The following is an 18,485-nucleotide window of genomic DNA, read 5'->3' on the forward strand; positions in this document are numbered from 1 at the left end:
AGATTTTGCCTCTGATCCCCCCTTAATCCCCCCTTGATCCCCCCTTAATCCCCCCTTAATCCCCCCTTAATCCCCCCTTAATAAGGGGGGTGTCTGACAACTTTTAGCACCTACCTACTTATGTTAGAAACTCCCCCTAAATATTCAGTTCTCGGTTTACCGGTTCATCTTCTCGATAACTACAGTCGTTGGTTAATAGATCGCGCCTATCAAGGTTTTGGTTCCCACGTTGTCACTCTTAATGCAGAAATGGCAATGTTAGGAGAAAATGATGCTAAAGTAGCCCAAGTTATTCGAGAAGCAGATTTAGTTATTCCCGACGGTGCTGGGATTGTTATTTACTTAAAATTAAGGGGCAAAAAACAAACCCGCTGCCCCGGTATTGAATTATCAGAATCCTTAATTACTGAGTTAGGAATGCAGGGAGAGAGTTCTCCTATTGTTTTTTTTGGTGGTAAACCAGGGATTACAGAAGAAGCGGCAAGTAATTGGCAAAAAAAGATACCTAATATCCGTATTCTGGCTAACCACGGTTATCTATCCTCCGAGGAAATGTCCGATTGGATTCAGGTATTAAAAGATCAGCAGCCGCGGTTAATTTTAGTTGGTTTGGGAGTACCCCGACAAGAATATTGGATTAGGGAACATCGCAATCTCTGTCCCCAAGCTATCTGGGTAGGTGTGGGGGGTAGTTTTGATATCTGGTCCGGGACAAAAATCCGCGCCCCTCGCTTTTTCTGTGACAATAATTTAGAGTGGTTGTATCGACTCTATCAGGAACCTTGGCGCTGGAAAAGAATGTTAGCTTTACCTAAATTTTTCTGGCGCTCTCTTTTTTATTCCTAGCAATAGCTTAGTATAAATTCTTTTCGATAAAGGCAATCACTCGCTCTAATCCTTCCCGTGTTTTTAAGTTGGTGAAGATAAAGGGTTTATCCCCGCGCATCTTTTTGGCATCTCTATCCATCACCCCTAAATCTGCCCCCACCATCGGGGCTAAATCTATTTTATTAATTACCAATAAATCCGATTTGGTGATACCTGGTCCCCCCTTGCGAGGGATTTTATCTCCGGCTGCCACGTCAATCACATAGATGGTTAAATCTACTAATTCCGGGCTAAAGGTTGCCGCTAAATTGTCACCACCACTTTCCAGAAAAATTAGCTTTAAGTTAGCAAATTTTCTCTCTAACTGTTCAATGGCAACTAAGTTAATTGAGGCATCCTCGCGAATAGCTGTATGGGGACATCCTCCCGTTTCTACTCCTAAAATTCTTTCCGGAGCTAAAGCTTGCGATCGCACTAAAAATTGGGCATCTTCTTGAGTATAAATGTCATTGGTGACTACGGCGATCGGATATTGATCCCGCAAATTTTTACACAGGGCATCGAGCAGGGCTGTTTTTCCTGAACCCACCGGACCGGCAATTCCCACGCGCAAGCAAGACATAGTTTTTTCGGGAAAAAGTGAAAAGGAAAGGGTTAAAAATCTTGGGGCTATCGGATAGAAAAAAGAGGGGGTCGCAGGACGACACGGATTCCCATTATAATAAAAGGTTAACACAAATCTGAGAATTTGTCAAGCCCTTTTGCCAATAAATTTGGGAAAATTATCGGCAAAAAGATCACCAAAAGTCAGTGATTTGGTAGCCAAAATCCGTTAACATCTGCCTAAATAGGGGCAAACTTAAACCGATAACATTACTGTGACATCCCTCTAATCTTTCCACGAATAAACCCCCCTTTCCTTCTAGGGCAAAACAGCCGGCACATTTGAGGGGTTCTTCGGTGTCAACGTAGGCAATAATTGTTTCATCGCTGATATTGGCAAAGTGAACTTTAGTAATCCCACAACGAGTCAAGGTTTGATGATTAACTCGATCGATTAAAGCATGACCTGTATAGAGTGTACCCACCAGACCGCGCATTTTTTGCCAACGATCGATCGCTTCTGATTTATCCTTGGGTTTGCCATAGACTTCCCCCGCTACTTCTAAGACGGAATCACAACCAAGAATTAATCCTGTATCAAATTGGGTGGCGATCGTTTGCGCTTTACATTGGGCTAAAGTTTGGACAAGATGGAGAGTATCATCAGCATTAATTGTCGATTCATCAAAGTTACTCACCCGCACAATCGGATCGATTCCGATCATTTGTAATAGTTTTTTACGCGCAGGAGAAGCGGAAGCAAGAATCAAGGGAATGGACATAATTTTTAAAGTAAACAAGATAGAAGACAGTTAGGTAGGGTGGGTTAGGCAATGACAAATTATTAGACTTAATTATCAATTTATCTATTTGCCGTAACCCACCATCAGTTATCAGTTTTTTAGCTATTTCTGCTAGAATTGGCAGGATTTTCGGGGGGTAAATAACGATCTAAAATCTCAACCATTCGTGATTCTCTTTCTTCAATTTTGTCAAATCGATTGTAAAAATCTGACTGAACCTCATAAAAATCCGACATCGATCGAGTTAATTGTCCTAGCAGTTGATAAAGTCCCCGTCTGTCTTTTTCCCATTCTTTTTTAGACTCAGCAAGACTATTAGTTAACGCTTCGATCGATTTGGCGTTAGAATTAGCGATCGCTCTAGTTTCTTTTAATCCCTGATTGGTTTCCTGTAGTCCTAATTTAATCTCCTGTAATCCTAATCTAATCTCCTGTAGTCCTGATTTAATCTCGCGTAGTTCTGTTAGGGTAGTTTCAGCAAGAGATTCGATTCTATCTAGTCTATTTTCTTCCGAGTTACTCATATTCAGTTATCAGTTATCAGTTATCAGTTACCAGTTATCAGTTACCAGTTACCAGTTATCAGTTACCAGTTATCAGTTACCACTTTCTTACTGATTACTGGTAACTGATTCAGTAAGTAATCTCAATTAATTGTTAGATAGTGGGACAGGCTTCTGGTTCTTTATATGTTATCTTTAATTATAACCGGCTACCTAGTTGATGATAGGTGGTGCGTTACGACGGATTTTTACCTTTAAGTCAAAACAGGAATTTTTGCCGTCTAACGCACCCTACATTTTACTATTGCCTATTGCCAGTGGTGCGTTACGACGGATTTTTACCTTTAAGTCAAAACAGGAATTTTTGCCGTCTAACGCACCCTACATTTTACTATTGTCTGTTGCCAGTGGTGCGTTACGACGGATTTTTACCTTTAAGTCAAAACAGGAATTTTTGCCGTCTAACGCACCCTACATTTTACTATTGCCTATTGCCAGTTTCCCTAACTAACCGAGAAAGAATCAACGATAGTTTCAAAGAGTTCTTGAATTTGCGTCCAACGTTTTTGGGAAGTGGAAAGATTAAAAGAATAGAGTTTATGATTATTAACCGTGACGCTGGCCAGATTATGACGTTCTTGGCCGTTGGGTAATTTAACTTGATATTCGAGGATATAATAATCTTGGCCGTCGATTTGATGGGATTCTGAGCGAATTAATTCTACTTCCTTATCGAGATTGGGGTTAAGACTGTTATTTTTCAGGAGACGATAGCCAACTTCCGAGGGAGTACCTAAATCTGTTAAGGTTTTATTGTCGGGGACGGGGTTGATAATAACGCTTAAATTTTCGCTCGTTTCGATCAGGTCATGAAAAACCACATCTACTCCCGCAACTTTTTTCACATCCACCTGCGTCCAACCCTTAGGATACAAGAATTGATAACCTTGGCTGCCACTGGTGTATCCTTGCAGTCCAGCGATGGGAGTTGCACAAGCGGTGAAGAGGAGGGTGGTAATTAGAAGGAAAGTCGCCAAAAGAGATTTAATCATGATATTTTGACCTGTAAGTAGGGCTGTTTAATTTTACCTTGAATTGTTTAGGTGAACGGATTATGAAAATTAAGAAAAAATTGACAATTATTATCGCTATAGCCACTTTTTTACTGACTATCTCTCCCCTAAGCGCTCAAACTACCGCTAACCCCGTGAAAGCTGTAGAATTTTATAATCGGGGGGTGGATCGTTTAACCGCAGGGGATTATTCAGGTGCGATCGCAGATTTTACTCAAGCTCTACAATTAGAACCGAAGGATGCCGATGCTTACTATAATCGCGGCTATGCGGAATTAGTTCTCGGCCAGTACGAGCGAGCGATCGCAGATTATACCCAGGCCTTGACAATCAACTCTAATTATGTTAATGCTCTCGGTAATCGTTGTTATGCCTATTATCTGACGAAAAAATACGAGGCAGCCGTGGAAGATTGCACAAAAGCGATCGCTTTAAACGGAAATTTTGCTGATTTCTTTATTTATCGCGGTAATGCTAAGGATGACTTAGGTAAACACCTAGAAGCGATCGAGGATTACACAAAAGCTTTGAGTTTACAGGGAACTAGAGGACAGGATCGCATTTTCTATAATCGCGCCTTGGCCTATAACCGAGCCGGACAGCAGGAAATGGCTTTAAGGGACTACAATGAGAGTCTGAAAATCAATGCTAATTTTGCCGAAGCTTACCACAATCGGGGTTTGACCTATTATAAATTGGGAAACAGGGAAAAAGCGATCGCTGATTTAGAGGCAGCAGCTCGTCTAGCGTTATCTCAGGGTAAACAGGGGACTGCGGCTAAGTCTCAGTCAGCAGTGGCATTAATTCAGGGTCAAAAGCCCTAAAATAGGGAGTAGTTGTGATTTTAGCGCTAAAGAGGAGTGAAAGGGGCTAAATCGCAACTACGAGGGACTAAATTTTAGCCAGCTTGAGATGCGTAAAAAGCGACGGCTAACAGTCCACCCACAAGTGTGATCGCAGCAACACCCCAGAAAATATAATTACGTTGTTGCGATTTAGTGGGTGGATCCGCTTGATAAACTTTCGGTTCAGCGGCGAAATTATTTAAGCGTCCACCTTCTTCGTTTGTATAAGGCATAATCAAAACCTCAAATATGACAATTTTTCAGGAAAAAAATCCTCTTATTACAATCGTACAACATATCAGTAACCGAGTCGGGGATGTTGGAAATTCCCACGGGGATAACAATTCCTAGTCTTGGGGTAACTGCCGGACTCTGCTATTTTTATTGGCGATCGCATTCCCAATGATTGAAACTGCGAAAACAAGTTTAAAAAGGCTAATCATACCAAATCCGTTTTTAATACTATGATAATGATCCTTGAATATAAGTATTGCTTCTTTCTTTTTTAAATCTTTTAAATCTCTCTGCAGCTATCTCGCAATAGTCTTGTCGAATTTCAAAACCCACAAAAATTCTTCCTAATCCCAAGGCCGCTATTCCCGTGGAACAAGAACCAGCAAAGGGATCAAGAATTATTTCTACGGGATTAGATGAAGCTTGTATAATTCTCTCGACAATTGCTAAAGGAAATTGTGCGGGATGTCCGGTTCTTTCCTTAGAACTGCGCTTTTCTCCTGTAGTGACTTTAGGAACTTCCCACACATCAGAAGGATTTTTACCGAGGGGATTACAACGATATTTACCATTTTTCTTTTGATTGGGATACTTAACGTTAGGGTCACGAATATTATCTAAGTTAAAAGTATATTCTTGGCAATTTTTGAGATAAAAAAGCCATTTTTCATTGCGAGGACTAAGACGATTTTTTGTAGAAACACCGGCCCCATATTTCCAGACAATTTCTTGTAAAAGATAAAAGGGAGACTTATCCCAAAGAAGATAGGGAATCGGAACACATAATCCCTTTTCTGGTACTTCTAAATAACCAACATTTAGCCAAAAAGCACCGTTATCTTGAGTAATCTGATAAATTTGCCCCAGCCAATTAGCACACCAATCAACATAGTCATCGATTGAAAGAACTCGTTCATATTCTTTGCCAATATTATAAGGTGGTGATGTAACAGTGAGGTCAATTTTTATGTCACTATGAGATAGTTTAGACAAAAAGTCTGTGGCATCTCCTTGATAAAGAATAAAGCCGTTGTCCGAGTAAAAAGGTTGACCAAGATGACTAACCAGAATTTCTTTAAGAGAATTAAATTTGTTGGCTCTATCTTTTTCTAACTCTGGAGAAAATGGCTGTAGTAAGGAGGAAGGAGCAATCTGAGTTGATTGATGATCAACAATTCCCTCTGCTAGATAAGAGTTTTGTTCCTTACTGGCAATTGGACGAGACTCATCTTCCCTAGACGATAGTTTTTTTTGTTTCCCCTGGGACTCTACAACCATAATTTCAAAGGACAGGTAAGTATTTTGATAGTTTCAATTATGCCCTTATTTTACCAAAATATCACTGGAGTTGTGCTTAATTTAATAACTTTTGTAATCATTCTCCTTCCCTTACCCTGGATGGGGAGGTAGAACCCCACCAAGAGTTAAAGATTGACTGATAAAGCAGCGAGTTTTCCTTGAAAAATCTCAACTGAGTAGATTGATAATTAGGAGATGCACCCGAAAATTATCCCTAAAATGGTGGTAAATAACCCATGGCATTTTTGACTCGATCAAGAGTTTGATTGGCCACCGCTTCTGCTTTGAGACGACCTTGTCGCAAAACCGTAGCTAAATAATCTTTATCCTCTCTAATTTGGGCGTATTTTTCCTGAATAGGTTGCAGAGATTTTATGGTCACTTCTGTTAACATCGGTTTAAATTGTCCCCAACCTAAATCGGCACATTCTCCCGCGACCACCTCTTGACTTTTTCCCGATAAAATGCTATAGAGAGTTAGTAAATTATGGCATTCGGGACGTTCTGGATCATCGAAAGTTAAACCCTTCACTAGATCGGTTTTACAGCGTTTAATTTTCTTGGCAATGACATCGGGACTATCGAGAATATTAATCCGACTCATCTCGGAAGGATCGGATTTAGACATTTTATTCCGGCCATCGGTTAAACTCATCACCCGCGCTCCTTCCTTGCGGATCATCGGATCGGGGAGTTTTAAAATTGGTTGTTTCGGTTGCCCAAAAAGATGATTAATTCTAACAGCTATATCGCGGGTTAATTCTAAATGTTGTTTTTGATCTTCTCCCACGGGTACTTTATCGGCATCGTAGAGTAGGATATCGGCAGCCATCAGCACGGGATAATCGAGTAAACCTGTGCCAACATTTTCCCCCTGTTTAATTGCTTTTTCTTTAAATTGAATCATATCGGTTAACCAATTTAAAGGGGTGATACAATTCAATAACCAAGTTAATTCTGTATGAGCTTTAACGTGGGATTGGACAAAGATAGTCGCATATTCTAAATCAATTCCGCAGGCTAAATATAGAGCGGCAATTGCTAAAGTATCCTCCGCAAGAGTGGCGGGATTATGGGGAACGGTGATCGCGTGTAAATCGACCACACAAAAGAAATTATCGTAGTCTTGTTGTCCCTCCACCCAATTGCGGATCGCACCGAGATAATTGCCTAAATGTAAATTGCCAGTTGGTTGCACACCAGATAAGATTCTTTGTTTACCCATAACTCATGCGATCGCTTTTTATCATGATTTTATTGTATCAGTTTTTGCAGCTAATTTCATCCTAAATCCAATTGGGAAAAATCATTCTCAGATAATAATCCCGCACTGACAGGGGAATGCCTAAATAAATTGGTAGCCAATGGATAAAAGCAAAAATTATCAAAATTATGAGGTAGCGCGAGCAATTTTTATAAATAGGACTGGAACTTTCTAAACCATCGGCTAAGAGCCAAGCTAGGGCAATCCAAGTGAAGCTATAGGCAGCCATATAATGATAGAGAAAGGTACAGCGACTAATTTTTAACCAGGGCAGCAGATTGGCAATATAGTTACAGATAAGATAGGCGGAAATTACTCGCTCTTTTCGGTTAAATAATCGACTAAAAACCACTAAAATTGCTATCGTAGAAAACCACCATAAAAACGGATTTCCCATAGCATGAACATCATAAATTTTATCACCTACTCTCTTAAAATAATAAGCCACAGGTCGCGTCATTACTAACCAACTATACCAAGGAGAACAATAGGGATGAACATCAGATTGATTGCCCTTTATTCTCTGATGAAATGACCAAATTTCTTGATGTACTTGCCAAAAATTATATTGATGGTTGACGAGAAGATGCGGTATCCACAGTAAACTATAGGTAACTAGGGGAAAGACAATTAAAGCGATAAAAATGTCCTCTAATCTCAGGTTAGTTACCTTTGTCCAAAGATGATCTTTTGACTGCTCTTGATTAAATAATTTTATTAACCAAGCAATACCGATAAAAATAAATATTCCCAGTAAAAATCCTAAGCCATTCCATTTAATATTTGCCGCTAAACCGAAAGAAACTCCCGATAATAATAACCAATTGAGGTTTGAATTTTTCTGGAGTGCTAATAAAAAAAATAATTGTCCAGACAAACCGAATAAAATTAAGTAAATATTATTGAGAGCATAGCGGGATTCCACCAGAAATAATCCGTCTAAACTAGCGAGAAAAGTTGTGATTAAAAATACAGTTTTTCTCTGGGTTAATTGATAAGCGATTGCACCAATAATTAGGGGAATAAAAGAACCAGTCAAAGCATTTAACCAGCGATAACTAAAAGTTGAGCGCAGGGAACCCGTTAAATTATTAATGGTTTCAGGAGCGGCAGGAAAATGAGAACCAATCCAGATACTAATAGCAATTAAATATTGACTTAACGGTGGGTGCGACTGGAAAAATTCTTTACCGATTAGATATTCATTGCCGTATTTAGCATAATAAACTTCATCGAAAACAAGAGTATTAAACTGACTGAGATTCCAGAATCTTATTCCTAGGGAAAATACAAATATCCCTAGGATAGATAGGTTAAATTTTACTTGAGAACTCATGGAAAGATAATAGTTATGATAACTGGGAATTTTCTGTTAAACGCAAGCGAAATTCTTTGATGGCAAGACGGGGATTAGGATGGTTGACGTATTCGGCTAATAATTCTAAATTTAAATCCGGTAATAAAGCACTTTTAGGGATTAAAATATATTCGCCATTCTCTTGTAAAGAATAGATTTTTAACTGATTATCTTGCCAAAACCAAACCTCTTGAGTTCCCAATCTTTTATAAACTTCTAAAACTTTCAGGCTGCCACTGGTTAAGATGATTTCGATCGCCAAATCAGGAAACTCTTTTTCTGTAAATAAACAAAAACATTTGTCTGGTTCTTTTCCCGCTTCTTTTTCCTGTTTTCGCAAAGTGGTGGAACCTAATCCCCAGAAATCAATTTCAGCATATTCTAAATAAGCTTCCACTAATCTACCGATATCTTCTTTGCTAACTTCATGACGACGACTAGGAGCCATAATTTCTACCATTCCATCTAAGTAAGTAATGCGATAACTCGAACTATCTTCTAAATGTTTTAAGAGGGTTTCGTACTGTTGCCAATTAACCCCAGAAATAAACATCCTTTGTTCAGGATCATTAGCTTTTAACTCGAAATCTTCTAATCCTTGTAACCGAATCGTAGTCATCATAAAATTAATTACCTCATCTATTTTACTTAATTACTCAGGAAGACTTATTTTGATTTCTTCTGGCGTTAATTTTAGCGCGTAAAATCCTAACTTTATAGGGATCGGCATCTTTTCGCCACAGAATCTGATGGCCCTTGATTGTAGCACAATGCTCCTCTAAACATTTTTGCCAACCCTGTAAACGTTCGATCGCTTTTCTATCTTCTAACAATCCCCAATCCTTTTCTAATTTAGTTAAGCGAAGCAATTTATCATAGTTGGGATAATCAGCCGTTACTAAAAGCTCTTTTTCGTGTAAAATTGGCGGATTAGGACTATCCCGATAATCACGAAAACTAAAATCAGCCGAACCTAAATATACATCCATGCTAGTAGCTAAAATCGGATGAATTTCTGAGTCAAAATTGGGGTAATAGAGATAGGAAATTTTGGGTTGACGAAAAGATAAACGAACAACGTTAGCATTTTCTAACCGTCCGATAGTTTGACTAGCACAACCTTCATATAAGCGTAATAACATCGGTAATTTTTCCAAAACGCTAATATGAATAGTTAGGGAATAACGGGAAAGTTTGCCTAAGGAACTATTTTCACAAGTACGAGCGATCGCTGCCAAATTTCCCGCACTTATTAACACTTCTTCTGCTAAAGCGCAAGCATTGCGATAACTGCCAAATAAAGCTTGAAAATCGGCACGGGTAGCGGGGGATAATTCCCGTACTTTCGGACAGTGGCTAAATTGACTTAAAGCTAAATAAAGTAAAAGATCGGCGCGTCTTTTGTCGGCAATTATCTCCCATTCTTCCCCTTCTGTTACTTGTAGAATCACTTGAAAAGCGCGTCTAAAAGTGCCAAATTCTGCCTTAATTTCTTCCTCTTGTAATAATTCTCCCGCAACGGGTAAACGTCCCTGCTGGGTATAAAATTCCATCAGGGGAGTTAATAAATCTTCGTAATCTTCAAAGCGTTTGAGATGGGTTGTAATTTTAGGGGTGGTAGCGCGGGAACGACATCTGGATAAACGAAAAGTTTCGGCTTTTTCTTCCTCTCGAAAAACTAGATAAATTCCCAAAGTTATTGGAATAGAATCAACCCCTAAACTGCTATCAATATACTGTTTTAGTTCTTCCTGTTGATAGTATTTTTGAAAAGTATTACGACGAGTTATAATTCCATCTTCATAAGCCATTAAACCCCGTTCGCTATCATCAATTAGAATCTGTGCCGAAACAATTAAAACTTGACGGGTTAATTGCCAAGCTTTTAATAAAGCTTCCTGCCGTTCTTCGGCGGATTCAATAACATTAATTACATAGCCTAAATTAACAATATCAGATTCAATTAAAGGACTATCGGGACGATAATAAGGATCCCAACCTTCACTTTGATAACCCTGTTCAGCTATGCGTTCTATATCACCTCCATAACCACAACCGTAATCAAAAAAAGTGGTTTCAGGAAGAAATAATCCCGCCGCTAATGCTAATCTTGCCGGACGAGAAAGAGTTTTGCGAACAAGAGCGGCTTTGTGGCGATCAATTATTATCGATTTTTCCCTTTGTCCCTCCAGATTACAAACTAAATAATCTCCTGCAAAATCAAGGTGATGCTTTCTTAAAAGCCTTTGCCATTCCTGTTTAGTACCGATGGGATAAGAACTGTTTAAAAGTCCTAAAGCACTCTCGATTTTTGTGAGATGCTCGAATTCTTCATAAAGGGGATAGTCCCTAGTAACAAAAGTTTCTTTTCGGTGTAAAATGGGCGGATTATCAGCATTTTGATAATTCCATTCACTCAAGATTAATGTCCCCATATCTACCACTAAACTTTTAGTTAAAACTGGGTGAGGTTCTCGATCAAAATCGGGATAAAAAAGATAGGATATTTTCGGTTTATCGGTGCTAAATTTAATTATTGTTGCCTCAGATAAATGCTGATTAATTCTTGCTTGTTGTTCGTAATTCTGGAGGATAGGATTCAGTTGATGTAATGCTTCTCTATGAACATAAAGCGCCCCCGGTAATAGTTTACCGATGGGACTAACTTGACACAGTTGCACGATTAAGGCGAAATTCTCAGCCATGGCAATTAATCTGTCTAATAACAAATTCTAGAGACAGAAAAAAACTAAATAAATCTAGTTAAATGAACCCGATAGCGATCTTTTTTGGTCACAGTAACCTCACCCACTTCTAGACGACCTTTTCCCCGGAAAGAAATCAAATCACCAGTTTTAACATTATAACTAGATTGACTGATATCTTTCCAGTTAACTCGCACATCCCCGGCACTAATTGCTTCGGCCATTTTACTGCGAGAAATGCCAAAACCCGCCGATGCGATCGCATCCAAACGTAAGGAAGCTTCCACGGTATTAATTTCTTTTTTTTGCGGTGGTCTGACTTTTAATTCCGTCAAAGGAATCAGGCTAGTTTTCACGGGAACCGAACGCACTTGTCGCAAATTAGCAGATAAAAAATCTGCCAATTCAGGCACTACAATTGCCTGCGCTCCTCGCTCACCTAAAACAATTATATCGCCGACTTTTTCCCGAACGATACCCGTCCCCAACATCGCCCCTAAAAAATCCCGGTGGTTAGCGGTATCAAAAAGAAAATTACCGGCAATATCAAGGGCAGATAGGGGAATATCTGTTACTGTCAAAGGTAGATCAACTCTAGCAATACCGAGGCGCTGTCTTTCTGCTTGGGGATAACCGCCCCATTTTTCCATTGACACATCAGTTAAACGCTGAAAAACTCGTTCTACTTCCGCTAAAACCGCAGGAGAAAGAAAGTCTGTCACCGTCACTTCCCAAGTCTTAATCGCTTGTTCGGCTTTATCAATAACTTTCGCTATCTCCTCGCGGTTTTCAACACCCTTTAGCAATTCTTCTCTTGGTAACATTGTTTTCTGGTAATTAATCAAAAATTCTTAGGAAAAAATCAAATGACCGATAACTTATTCCTAATAACCGTTCACCGTTCTAGGGCGTATCCTTGCAGATTTTCGGGGTTAAATTGACGGAGGATAAGAGTCGCTTGATTTTTCAGGTTTTCGGAACCCTGCACGACAATAATATATTTTCCCGCGCCGAGACGATTGCGATAGGGAAGTGCATCGCCACTGCCGGACGATAAACCCACGCCACCACCGACGAAAATACTGCCCATCGCCCCCCCAATCGCCCCAGCAATGCCGCCCACGATATGATTGCCCGGTTCTCCGGCCCAATCAAAAGTATGCAATCCCGTAATCAGGTTAAAAAGGTAGCCGCCGGCAAAACCGAAGGGAATTAGCCAAAAAGCCATGAGAGTAGCCCGTTTTTTGGCCTGTTGGAAGGGATCGATCAAACCGAACTCATCGGCACTTTTATAGCCGCGACCGAGAATGGTCACTTGAGATTGGGGAATTCCCGCTTTTTCGAGGGCAACGGCAGCTTCTTCTGCTTCTATGCGATCAGCTAACACGGCAATGAGATAATTCATATTCTCCAACTTTTCAGGCTATCTTCATCTCCTATTGTAAGGATTTTGGGGACTGAAAAGCCGCTCGCTCGAGAAAATATGCAAGGGGATGGGAAAAAATTATTTTATTTGGCTTATTTCTGGCAATAATTGACCATAAAGATTAAGGGAGATAGTTATCATCTTTAAGGACATTTTTTTCGCTAAAAAGAAACCCCCATTTTGCCTCAACCTAGAAGGACAGCCACAATCACTACTTTAGGCCAATTATCATTATTAACAAGAAGTTTTTGGGGATTATTATCATTGGGATCAGACTGTCAAGCTTGACTCACTTGTGTCATTATTTTAATGTTATCCCGGTTCACTCCTGACGTAAAAACTAAAAAACAGATTAGAGTTCCGGCAATAATAGCGGCTCTCTTATTTTTTGTGTGGTCAGTTTAACTTATATAGTAGTGATCGATCTTTGTGTCCTCTGTGTCTGGAGTGGTTCGTTCCACTCACTCACCCGCAAGACTGTATCTTAGAATACATTTTACCCACCAAACCTAAGAGAGCCTGATAGCTAGTCTTCAGTGAAACCCCAGCAGTTTTTGGGTAGTGGGTAAGAACCCTCCTGCAGCCACTCCAACCAATCCGACTTTAGTTGTGGGTTCTGGAATGGTTTCCCCGCGTTCTTGCAAAACCTCAAGGTAAAGTTCAATCGCTTCTTTAATATTTTCCTGAACCTCTTCAAAGGTATCTCCAATACTCACGCAACCGGGCAAGTCGGGAACCATTGCGCCCCAGTTTGTTTCGCCTTGTTCGTAAATGACGGCATACTCTTTCATCGTTTATCCTCCAATTGAGCTTGTTTCCAAATCGAGGCTAATGTTCCTTTGGGTATGTCGTCCCCAGACTTGCCAGGAACAACCACGATTCCTGGCTTTGTTTCATGGGCAAGGATACGATGGCTCCCGCGCATTCGGATCCGATACCAACCATCAGCTTCTAATCGTTTGAGTACATCACGAACTTTCAATTATCCTCTCCCTTGTCCCCACCCATCGGGTACTTGATTGTAGATTATGAAGGGTATTGTGGCTACTCATAATAATGAGACAATTTATCAAATTTTCGGTTCGAGAAATGAGCGAACGGTGAGTCACTAACCGACCTATCTCAACCCTAACAGCATCAGATGGGATAAAAGCTGCCTGCCCCTGGTTTGCTCAAGGATTACTCAGGATACTGACGCGGACTTTTTCACCATTTTGCAAAGGTTTACTACTATTAACGACGAAACGCTCCCCCGGTTCAAGTCCAGTGATAATTTCTACTTGACCGTCAAGCGCTTGACCGAGACGAACGGGCCGTTTTTCCACTTGCGAGTTCTCCTCGGAAAGGACGAAAATGGCCGAGGATTCCCCTTGACTGACAATTGCTGTTTCGGGAACAATCACCTGCGCGGCAGAATTATTATTAAACCGCACCCGGGCCAATAATCCCCCTTTAATTAAACCATCCCCATTGGCTAGAGTAATCTCCACGGGAATCCGCCGGGCCGTGCCTTGGCTGAGGGGGAAAATTCTGGTGATGCGACCGGAAAAATTTCTATTACCGAAAGCATCAAGGCTGACATTAACCTTTTGTCCTAAATTAATCGTTTTTAAATCCAATTCTGATAATAATACCACTACCTTGACCTGCTGAAAATCGCCAATTTTGAGGACTTCATCGCCGATACTGACTAAATCCCCCGGCTCTTTCAGTTTTTCGATAACTATCCCCGTCGCCGGTGATTTAAGAGTAGCGTAGGCCTGACGTTGTTGTTCCTGAGCGATGACCGATTTTTGGGCGGCAATTCTGCCGATAATTGCCGCCACTACCTGCTCCTCGACTTTAATTCTTGATCGCCCGCTATTAACGGCTTTTAAAGCCACTGCCGCCGCAGTTTGGGCTGTTTCGCCCTGTTGTAGGGGAATCGCTCCTTCTAGGGCTAATTTTTGCAGGCGCTCGGCATCATTTTTGGCCTGTTGGTATTGTAGTTGTAGGCGCTGCACTTCAATTTCAGCGTTACTGACTTCAATTCTTGCCCGGGCTAATTCCGCTTCTAGGGCCGACAGGGCGGCTTTTTCTTGCCGGACAACGGTGGCGAGGAGACGGTCATCAACACGAGCGAGGATTTGTCCTAATTGCACCCCATCTCCCACATCAACGAGGAGATTGAGTAACTGCCCAGGGGCTTGCGATCGCAGAGAAACCACTTTTAAAGGTCGGGTAGTTCCCGTGTAATCGAGATTGCCTCCGCTGGTTGCCAGTTTAGCCGTGGCGACGTTGACGGTGGTAGTACGGGCTGCTGGTGGCGGTGGTTGGGTTTCGGTCCGGGGAGAACAACTGGCACTGAAGGATAAGATAACCAGAGCGGAAAGGATAATCGGATTCGATCCCATGGCGATAGTCCTAGTAGAAAGCCGCTTTTGAGTCGATGGTCGCCTATTCTTCGTCCCAAGCTTCTACTGCTACCACTTCGCTGAGAGGGTCTTGCATGGAGAAACCGAAATCGAGCAACTCTTGCTTCCAGTATGTCCACTCATCTCCGTATAACAGAGCCAGTTTCCAGATACTATCGCTAGGTTTGACTACTTTTGCATCTATCCACTTGCTAACCTTGCGTTGAAACTTCACCATCGGGTGAGCTACAGCTTGTTTGGTCATAAATTCAATTGCTATGAATACTTCAGATTTTGCGCTTCCCGACTAAACTAACTCAAGACTAAGACTTTTGCCATTACAAGGGATCGAGAAGCGCATTTATTAACTTACTTGTACACCAGATCTCTGGTTTTAGGCAAGTCTTTTTAACCAAAAGTACGGTAATTACTACTATAGATTAGTATAACCGGAGGCCACAATCATGGAACCGATGCCTCGATCGGTGAAAATTTCCAGTAAAAGGGCGTGGGGAAGACGACCATCGATAATATGAGCAGCTTGAACTCCCTGAGCCAGCGATCGCACACAGCAGCTAACTTTGGGAATCATCCCGCCGACAACGATGCCTTTTTGAATCAAGTCCCGGGCCTGTTGTATATCCAATTTAGCCAATAAAGTGGAAGGATCCTTGTAATTCTCTAAAATTCCAGCTGTATCGGTCATCAAAATCAGTTTAGGCGCCCCTAAAGCCGCCGCTATTTCTCCGGCTACCGTATCGGCATTGATATTATGAGCTTGGCCAGTTTCATCGGCGGCCACACTGGAAATCACGGGAATATAGCCACTATTGACCAAGGATTCGACGACGCTAGTATCGACACTGCTCACTTCTCCCACAAAACCAATGCCCTCTTTACCCACGGGACGAGCAGTGATCAGATTACCATCCTTACCGCATAATCCTACCGCTTTACCGCCAGCTTGATTGATCAGGGCAACAATTTCTTTATTGACGCGCCCCACCAGCACCATTTCTACCACATCCATGGTGTCGGCATCGGTGACGCGTAAACCGTCTTTAAATTGGGGTTCAATGCCCAATTTATCCAACCAACTATTGATTTCTGGACCGCCGCCGTGGACAATAACGGGACGAACCCCCACACAGGAGAGAAAAACGATATCTCGCATCACCGTGTCTTTGATATCGCTGTTATTCATGGCCGCACCACCGTATTTAACCACTACGGTACGACCGCGAAATTCTTGTATATAGGGTATGGCCTCGCTGAGGATTTTCACCCGTTGGGCATCGTTTTCCTGGATATTATTATTCATGCGTTTTTTTACCTGTCTGATTCAGTGACCAGTTTAGCGGTTTCGGGTTTGACAAAAACTGTTCACCCTGAACGGATTGCTAGAAAGTCTTAGAATTGCCGAATTTTTCGACGCAACGGACAAAAATCTCGACTCCCATCCCTAACACCGATTCATCAAAATCAAAGCGGGGATGATGGTGGGGATAGGCTAATCCTAATTCGGGATTGGCAGACCCCAAGAAGAAATAACAGCCCGGTACTTCCTGTAAAAAGAAGGACATATCTTCCCCTCCCATGGTTTGACATTCGGGAACGATTCCGGCTGGGGTTTCCACCACTTGTGCGGCGATGGAGCGCACTAATTCCGCCATCTGATCATGATTGATTACCGGGGGATACAATTGCCAGTAATCGAATTGATAACTAGCCCCCTGACTTTGACAGATGCCCGCAATAATTTCTGCCATCCGTTCTCGGAAATAGCCCCCTAACTGGGGATTGAAATAGCGCACTGTCCCACTGAGATTAGCACTATCGGCGATCACGTTTCTAGCGCTTCCCGCCGCTAATTTACCCACAGTCACCACGGCGGCATCGAGGGGGTTAAGGTTGCGGGCGACGATGGTTTGCAGGGCGTTGACGATTTGGGCCGCCACCAGTAGTGAATCGACGGTTTGATGGGGAATTGCTCCGTGGCCGCCCCGGCCTTGAATCTGGAGATCGAAACATTCCACCGCCGCCATTAAAGCCCCATTTTTCACGCCTACTGTCCCTAAGGGCAGATTATTCCAGAGATGTAGCCCGATAATTCCGTCCACGTCGGGATTTTTCAGCACTCCCGCTTCGATCATCGGTTTCGCACCCCCCGGCCCCTCTTCGGCGGGTTGGAAAATAATTTTTACGATCCCCTTGACATGGTGACGGTTTTGTGCTAGGTAAACTGCTGTGCCGAGAGCGATCGCTGTGTGACCATCGTGACCACAGGCGTGCATCTGGCCGGGATGTTGGGAACGATAGGGGACTTGGTTTTCTTCGGCGATCGGTAGTGCATCCATATCGGCCCGCAGGGCTAAAACTGGCCCCGGTTGACTGCCTGCGATGGTGGCGACAATTCCGGTGCCGGCGATGCCAGTTTGATGGTCAATTCCATATTTAGTCAGGGTTTGACTGATTAAGGAGGCGGTGAGATGTTCTTGAAAGCCTAGTTCTGGTTTTTGGTGTATTTGTCGGCGCCAGTGAACCAATTGCGGCTGCAGGGAACGAATAGCAAGGCGAATTTGAGCGCCATTCAAGCTATTAGGAACGGGAAAGGAGGAAATCATCGAAAATTTGGGTCTGAAACCCCGTCGTTCTACGACGGCTTTACTGTTAAATATTAGCGCATTTACACGATATATGCTAGAATGCGAGACATGGAAAAAGCCTATTCGTTTCGATTTTACCCAACACCAGAACAAGAGTCGCTATTGCGGCGCACTTTGGGCTGTGTAAGATTAGTTTACAATAAAGCTCTCCACGAACGAACACAAGCTTGGTACGAAAGACAAGAAAGAGTAGGATATGCTCAAACTTCTTCAATGCTAACCGATTGGAAAAAACAAGAAGAATTAGAGTTTTTAAACGAAGTTAGCTGTGTACCTTTACAACAAGGGTTAAGACATTTACAAACAGCTTTCACTAATTTCTTTGCTGGTCGTACTAAGTATCCTAACTTTAAGAAAAAACATCAGGGAGGAAGTGCCGAATTTACCAAGTCTGCTTTTAAATTTAAAGACAAACAAATCTATTTAGCTAAATGCACAGAACCTTTACCTATTCGCTGGTCGCGACAAATACCAGAAAGCTGTGAA

At 41.9% G+C, this 18,485-nt stretch carries 22 protein-coding genes; 4 read left to right on the top strand and 18 right to left on the bottom strand.

What is annotated here, in order from left to right:
• Window positions 1-120 precede the first annotated feature (120 nt).
• Window positions 121-846, top strand: coding sequence for a WecB/TagA/CpsF family glycosyltransferase (locus tag O9324_RS23535; RefSeq protein ID WP_002771787.1), 726 nt, complete (start codon window positions 121-123; stop codon window positions 844-846).
• A 7-nt stretch (window positions 847-853) separates the two neighbouring features.
• Here O9324_RS23535 and ureG read toward each other — a convergent pair whose 3' ends face one another.
• The 3 genes from ureG to O9324_RS23550 form a co-directional block, all read right to left on the bottom strand.
• Complete coding sequence (gene ureG / locus O9324_RS23540) at window positions 854-1,450, bottom strand: urease accessory protein UreG (RefSeq protein WP_004158168.1); 597 nt, start codon at window positions 1,448-1,450, stop codon at window positions 854-856.
• A gap of 175 nt (window positions 1,451-1,625) precedes the next feature.
• The gene (locus O9324_RS23545; protein WP_288141468.1) at window positions 1,626-2,213 is read right to left on the bottom strand and encodes a Maf family protein; all 588 of its coding nucleotides are present in this window, start codon (window positions 2,211-2,213) and stop codon (window positions 1,626-1,628) included.
• Window positions 2,214-2,332: 119 nt separating this feature from the next.
• Window positions 2,333-2,758 (bottom strand): hypothetical protein, encoded by a 426-nt coding sequence (locus tag O9324_RS23550; RefSeq protein ID WP_287692000.1) that lies wholly within the window; start codon window positions 2,756-2,758, stop codon window positions 2,333-2,335.
• Window positions 2,759-2,957: 199 nt separating this feature from the next.
• Here O9324_RS23550 and O9324_RS23555 point away from each other — a divergent pair, with 199 nt between their 5' ends.
• Complete coding sequence (locus O9324_RS23555; protein ID WP_287629807.1) at window positions 2,958-3,248, top strand: hypothetical protein; 291 nt, start codon at window positions 2,958-2,960, stop codon at window positions 3,246-3,248.
• Here the strand turns inward: O9324_RS23555 and psbP are convergent.
• A complete protein-coding gene (gene psbP / locus O9324_RS23560; protein ID WP_002771776.1) occupies window positions 3,241-3,789 on the bottom strand; it encodes a photosystem II reaction center PsbP in 549 nt (182 codons plus the stop codon). The genes O9324_RS23555 and psbP overlap by 8 nt on opposite strands.
• Window positions 3,790-3,851: 62 nt before the next feature.
• On the opposite strand from psbP, the gene O9324_RS23565 reads away from it, so the two are divergent.
• The gene (locus O9324_RS23565) at window positions 3,852-4,634 is read left to right on the top strand and encodes a tetratricopeptide repeat protein (protein ID WP_287629809.1); all 783 of its coding nucleotides are present in this window, start codon (window positions 3,852-3,854) and stop codon (window positions 4,632-4,634) included.
• Between the two features lie 74 nt (window positions 4,635-4,708).
• On the opposite strand, the gene psb34 is transcribed toward O9324_RS23565, so the two are convergent.
• The 14 genes from psb34 to O9324_RS23635 all read right to left on the bottom strand — a co-directional run bounded on the left by psb34 (window position 4,709) and on the right by O9324_RS23635 (window position 17,957).
• Complete coding sequence (gene psb34, locus O9324_RS23570; protein ID WP_002740432.1) at window positions 4,709-4,888, bottom strand: photosystem II assembly protein Psb34; 180 nt, start codon at window positions 4,886-4,888, stop codon at window positions 4,709-4,711.
• Window positions 4,889-5,117: 229 nt separating this feature from the next.
• Window positions 5,118-6,167, bottom strand: a complete 1,050-nt coding sequence (locus O9324_RS23575) for a DNA-methyltransferase (RefSeq protein WP_288141469.1) — start codon at window positions 6,165-6,167, stop codon at window positions 5,118-5,120.
• 235 nt (window positions 6,168-6,402) lie between these two features.
• The gene (trpS, locus tag O9324_RS23580; RefSeq protein WP_287629812.1) at window positions 6,403-7,413 is read right to left on the bottom strand and encodes a tryptophan--tRNA ligase; all 1,011 of its coding nucleotides are present in this window, start codon (window positions 7,411-7,413) and stop codon (window positions 6,403-6,405) included.
• 61 nt (window positions 7,414-7,474) lie between these two features.
• Window positions 7,475-8,788, bottom strand: coding sequence for a dolichyl-phosphate-mannose--protein mannosyltransferase (locus tag O9324_RS23585; protein WP_288141470.1), 1,314 nt, complete (start codon window positions 8,786-8,788; stop codon window positions 7,475-7,477).
• A 13-nt stretch (window positions 8,789-8,801) separates the two neighbouring features.
• Window positions 8,802-9,431 carry a Uma2 family endonuclease gene (locus O9324_RS23590; protein ID WP_287629814.1) on the bottom strand — a complete coding sequence of 210 codons (630 nt, stop codon included), beginning with the start codon at window positions 9,429-9,431 and terminating at the stop codon, window positions 8,802-8,804.
• A gap of 34 nt (window positions 9,432-9,465) precedes the next feature.
• Window positions 9,466-11,514, bottom strand: coding sequence for a DNA phosphorothioation-associated putative methyltransferase (locus O9324_RS23595; protein ID WP_002771764.1), 2,049 nt, complete (start codon window positions 11,512-11,514; stop codon window positions 9,466-9,468).
• Window positions 11,515-11,558: 44 nt separating this feature from the next.
• Window positions 11,559-12,338 carry a photosystem II electron transport protein, Sll1252 family gene (locus tag O9324_RS23600; protein ID WP_287629816.1) on the bottom strand — a complete coding sequence of 260 codons (780 nt, stop codon included), beginning with the start codon at window positions 12,336-12,338 and terminating at the stop codon, window positions 11,559-11,561.
• A gap of 71 nt (window positions 12,339-12,409) precedes the next feature.
• Window positions 12,410-12,919: a hypothetical protein gene (locus O9324_RS23605; protein WP_002771761.1), complete on the bottom strand. Its 510-nt coding sequence runs from the start codon at window positions 12,917-12,919 to the stop codon at window positions 12,410-12,412.
• 554 nt (window positions 12,920-13,473) lie between these two features.
• Window positions 13,474-13,731: a type II toxin-antitoxin system HicB family antitoxin gene (locus tag O9324_RS23610; RefSeq protein ID WP_002771759.1), complete on the bottom strand. Its 258-nt coding sequence runs from the start codon at window positions 13,729-13,731 to the stop codon at window positions 13,474-13,476.
• Window positions 13,728-13,922, bottom strand: coding sequence for a type II toxin-antitoxin system HicA family toxin (locus O9324_RS23615; protein ID WP_043996991.1), 195 nt, complete (start codon window positions 13,920-13,922; stop codon window positions 13,728-13,730). The genes O9324_RS23610 and O9324_RS23615 overlap by 4 nt, the downstream gene beginning before the upstream one ends.
• A gap of 190 nt (window positions 13,923-14,112) precedes the next feature.
• Window positions 14,113-15,333: an efflux RND transporter periplasmic adaptor subunit gene (locus O9324_RS23620; protein ID WP_002771756.1), complete on the bottom strand. Its 1,221-nt coding sequence runs from the start codon at window positions 15,331-15,333 to the stop codon at window positions 14,113-14,115.
• Between the two features lie 43 nt (window positions 15,334-15,376).
• Window positions 15,377-15,598: a DUF4327 family protein gene (locus O9324_RS23625; protein WP_002771755.1), complete on the bottom strand. Its 222-nt coding sequence runs from the start codon at window positions 15,596-15,598 to the stop codon at window positions 15,377-15,379.
• A gap of 168 nt (window positions 15,599-15,766) precedes the next feature.
• Complete coding sequence (argB, locus tag O9324_RS23630) at window positions 15,767-16,654, bottom strand: acetylglutamate kinase (RefSeq protein WP_002771753.1); 888 nt, start codon at window positions 16,652-16,654, stop codon at window positions 15,767-15,769.
• Window positions 16,655-16,733: 79 nt separating this feature from the next.
• Complete coding sequence (locus O9324_RS23635) at window positions 16,734-17,957, bottom strand: M20 family metallopeptidase (RefSeq protein ID WP_288141471.1); 1,224 nt, start codon at window positions 17,955-17,957, stop codon at window positions 16,734-16,736.
• 90 nt (window positions 17,958-18,047) lie between these two features.
• On the opposite strand from O9324_RS23635, the gene O9324_RS23640 reads away from it, so the two are divergent.
• Window positions 18,048-18,485 (top strand): RNA-guided endonuclease InsQ/TnpB family protein (locus tag O9324_RS23640; protein WP_288141472.1); only part of this gene is annotated, 438 nt, incomplete at its 3' end.

The sequence above is a fragment of the Microcystis sp. LE19-84.1B genome (assembly GCF_027531875.1).
Taxonomy (GTDB): domain Bacteria; phylum Cyanobacteriota; class Cyanobacteriia; order Cyanobacteriales; family Microcystaceae; genus Microcystis; species Microcystis panniformis.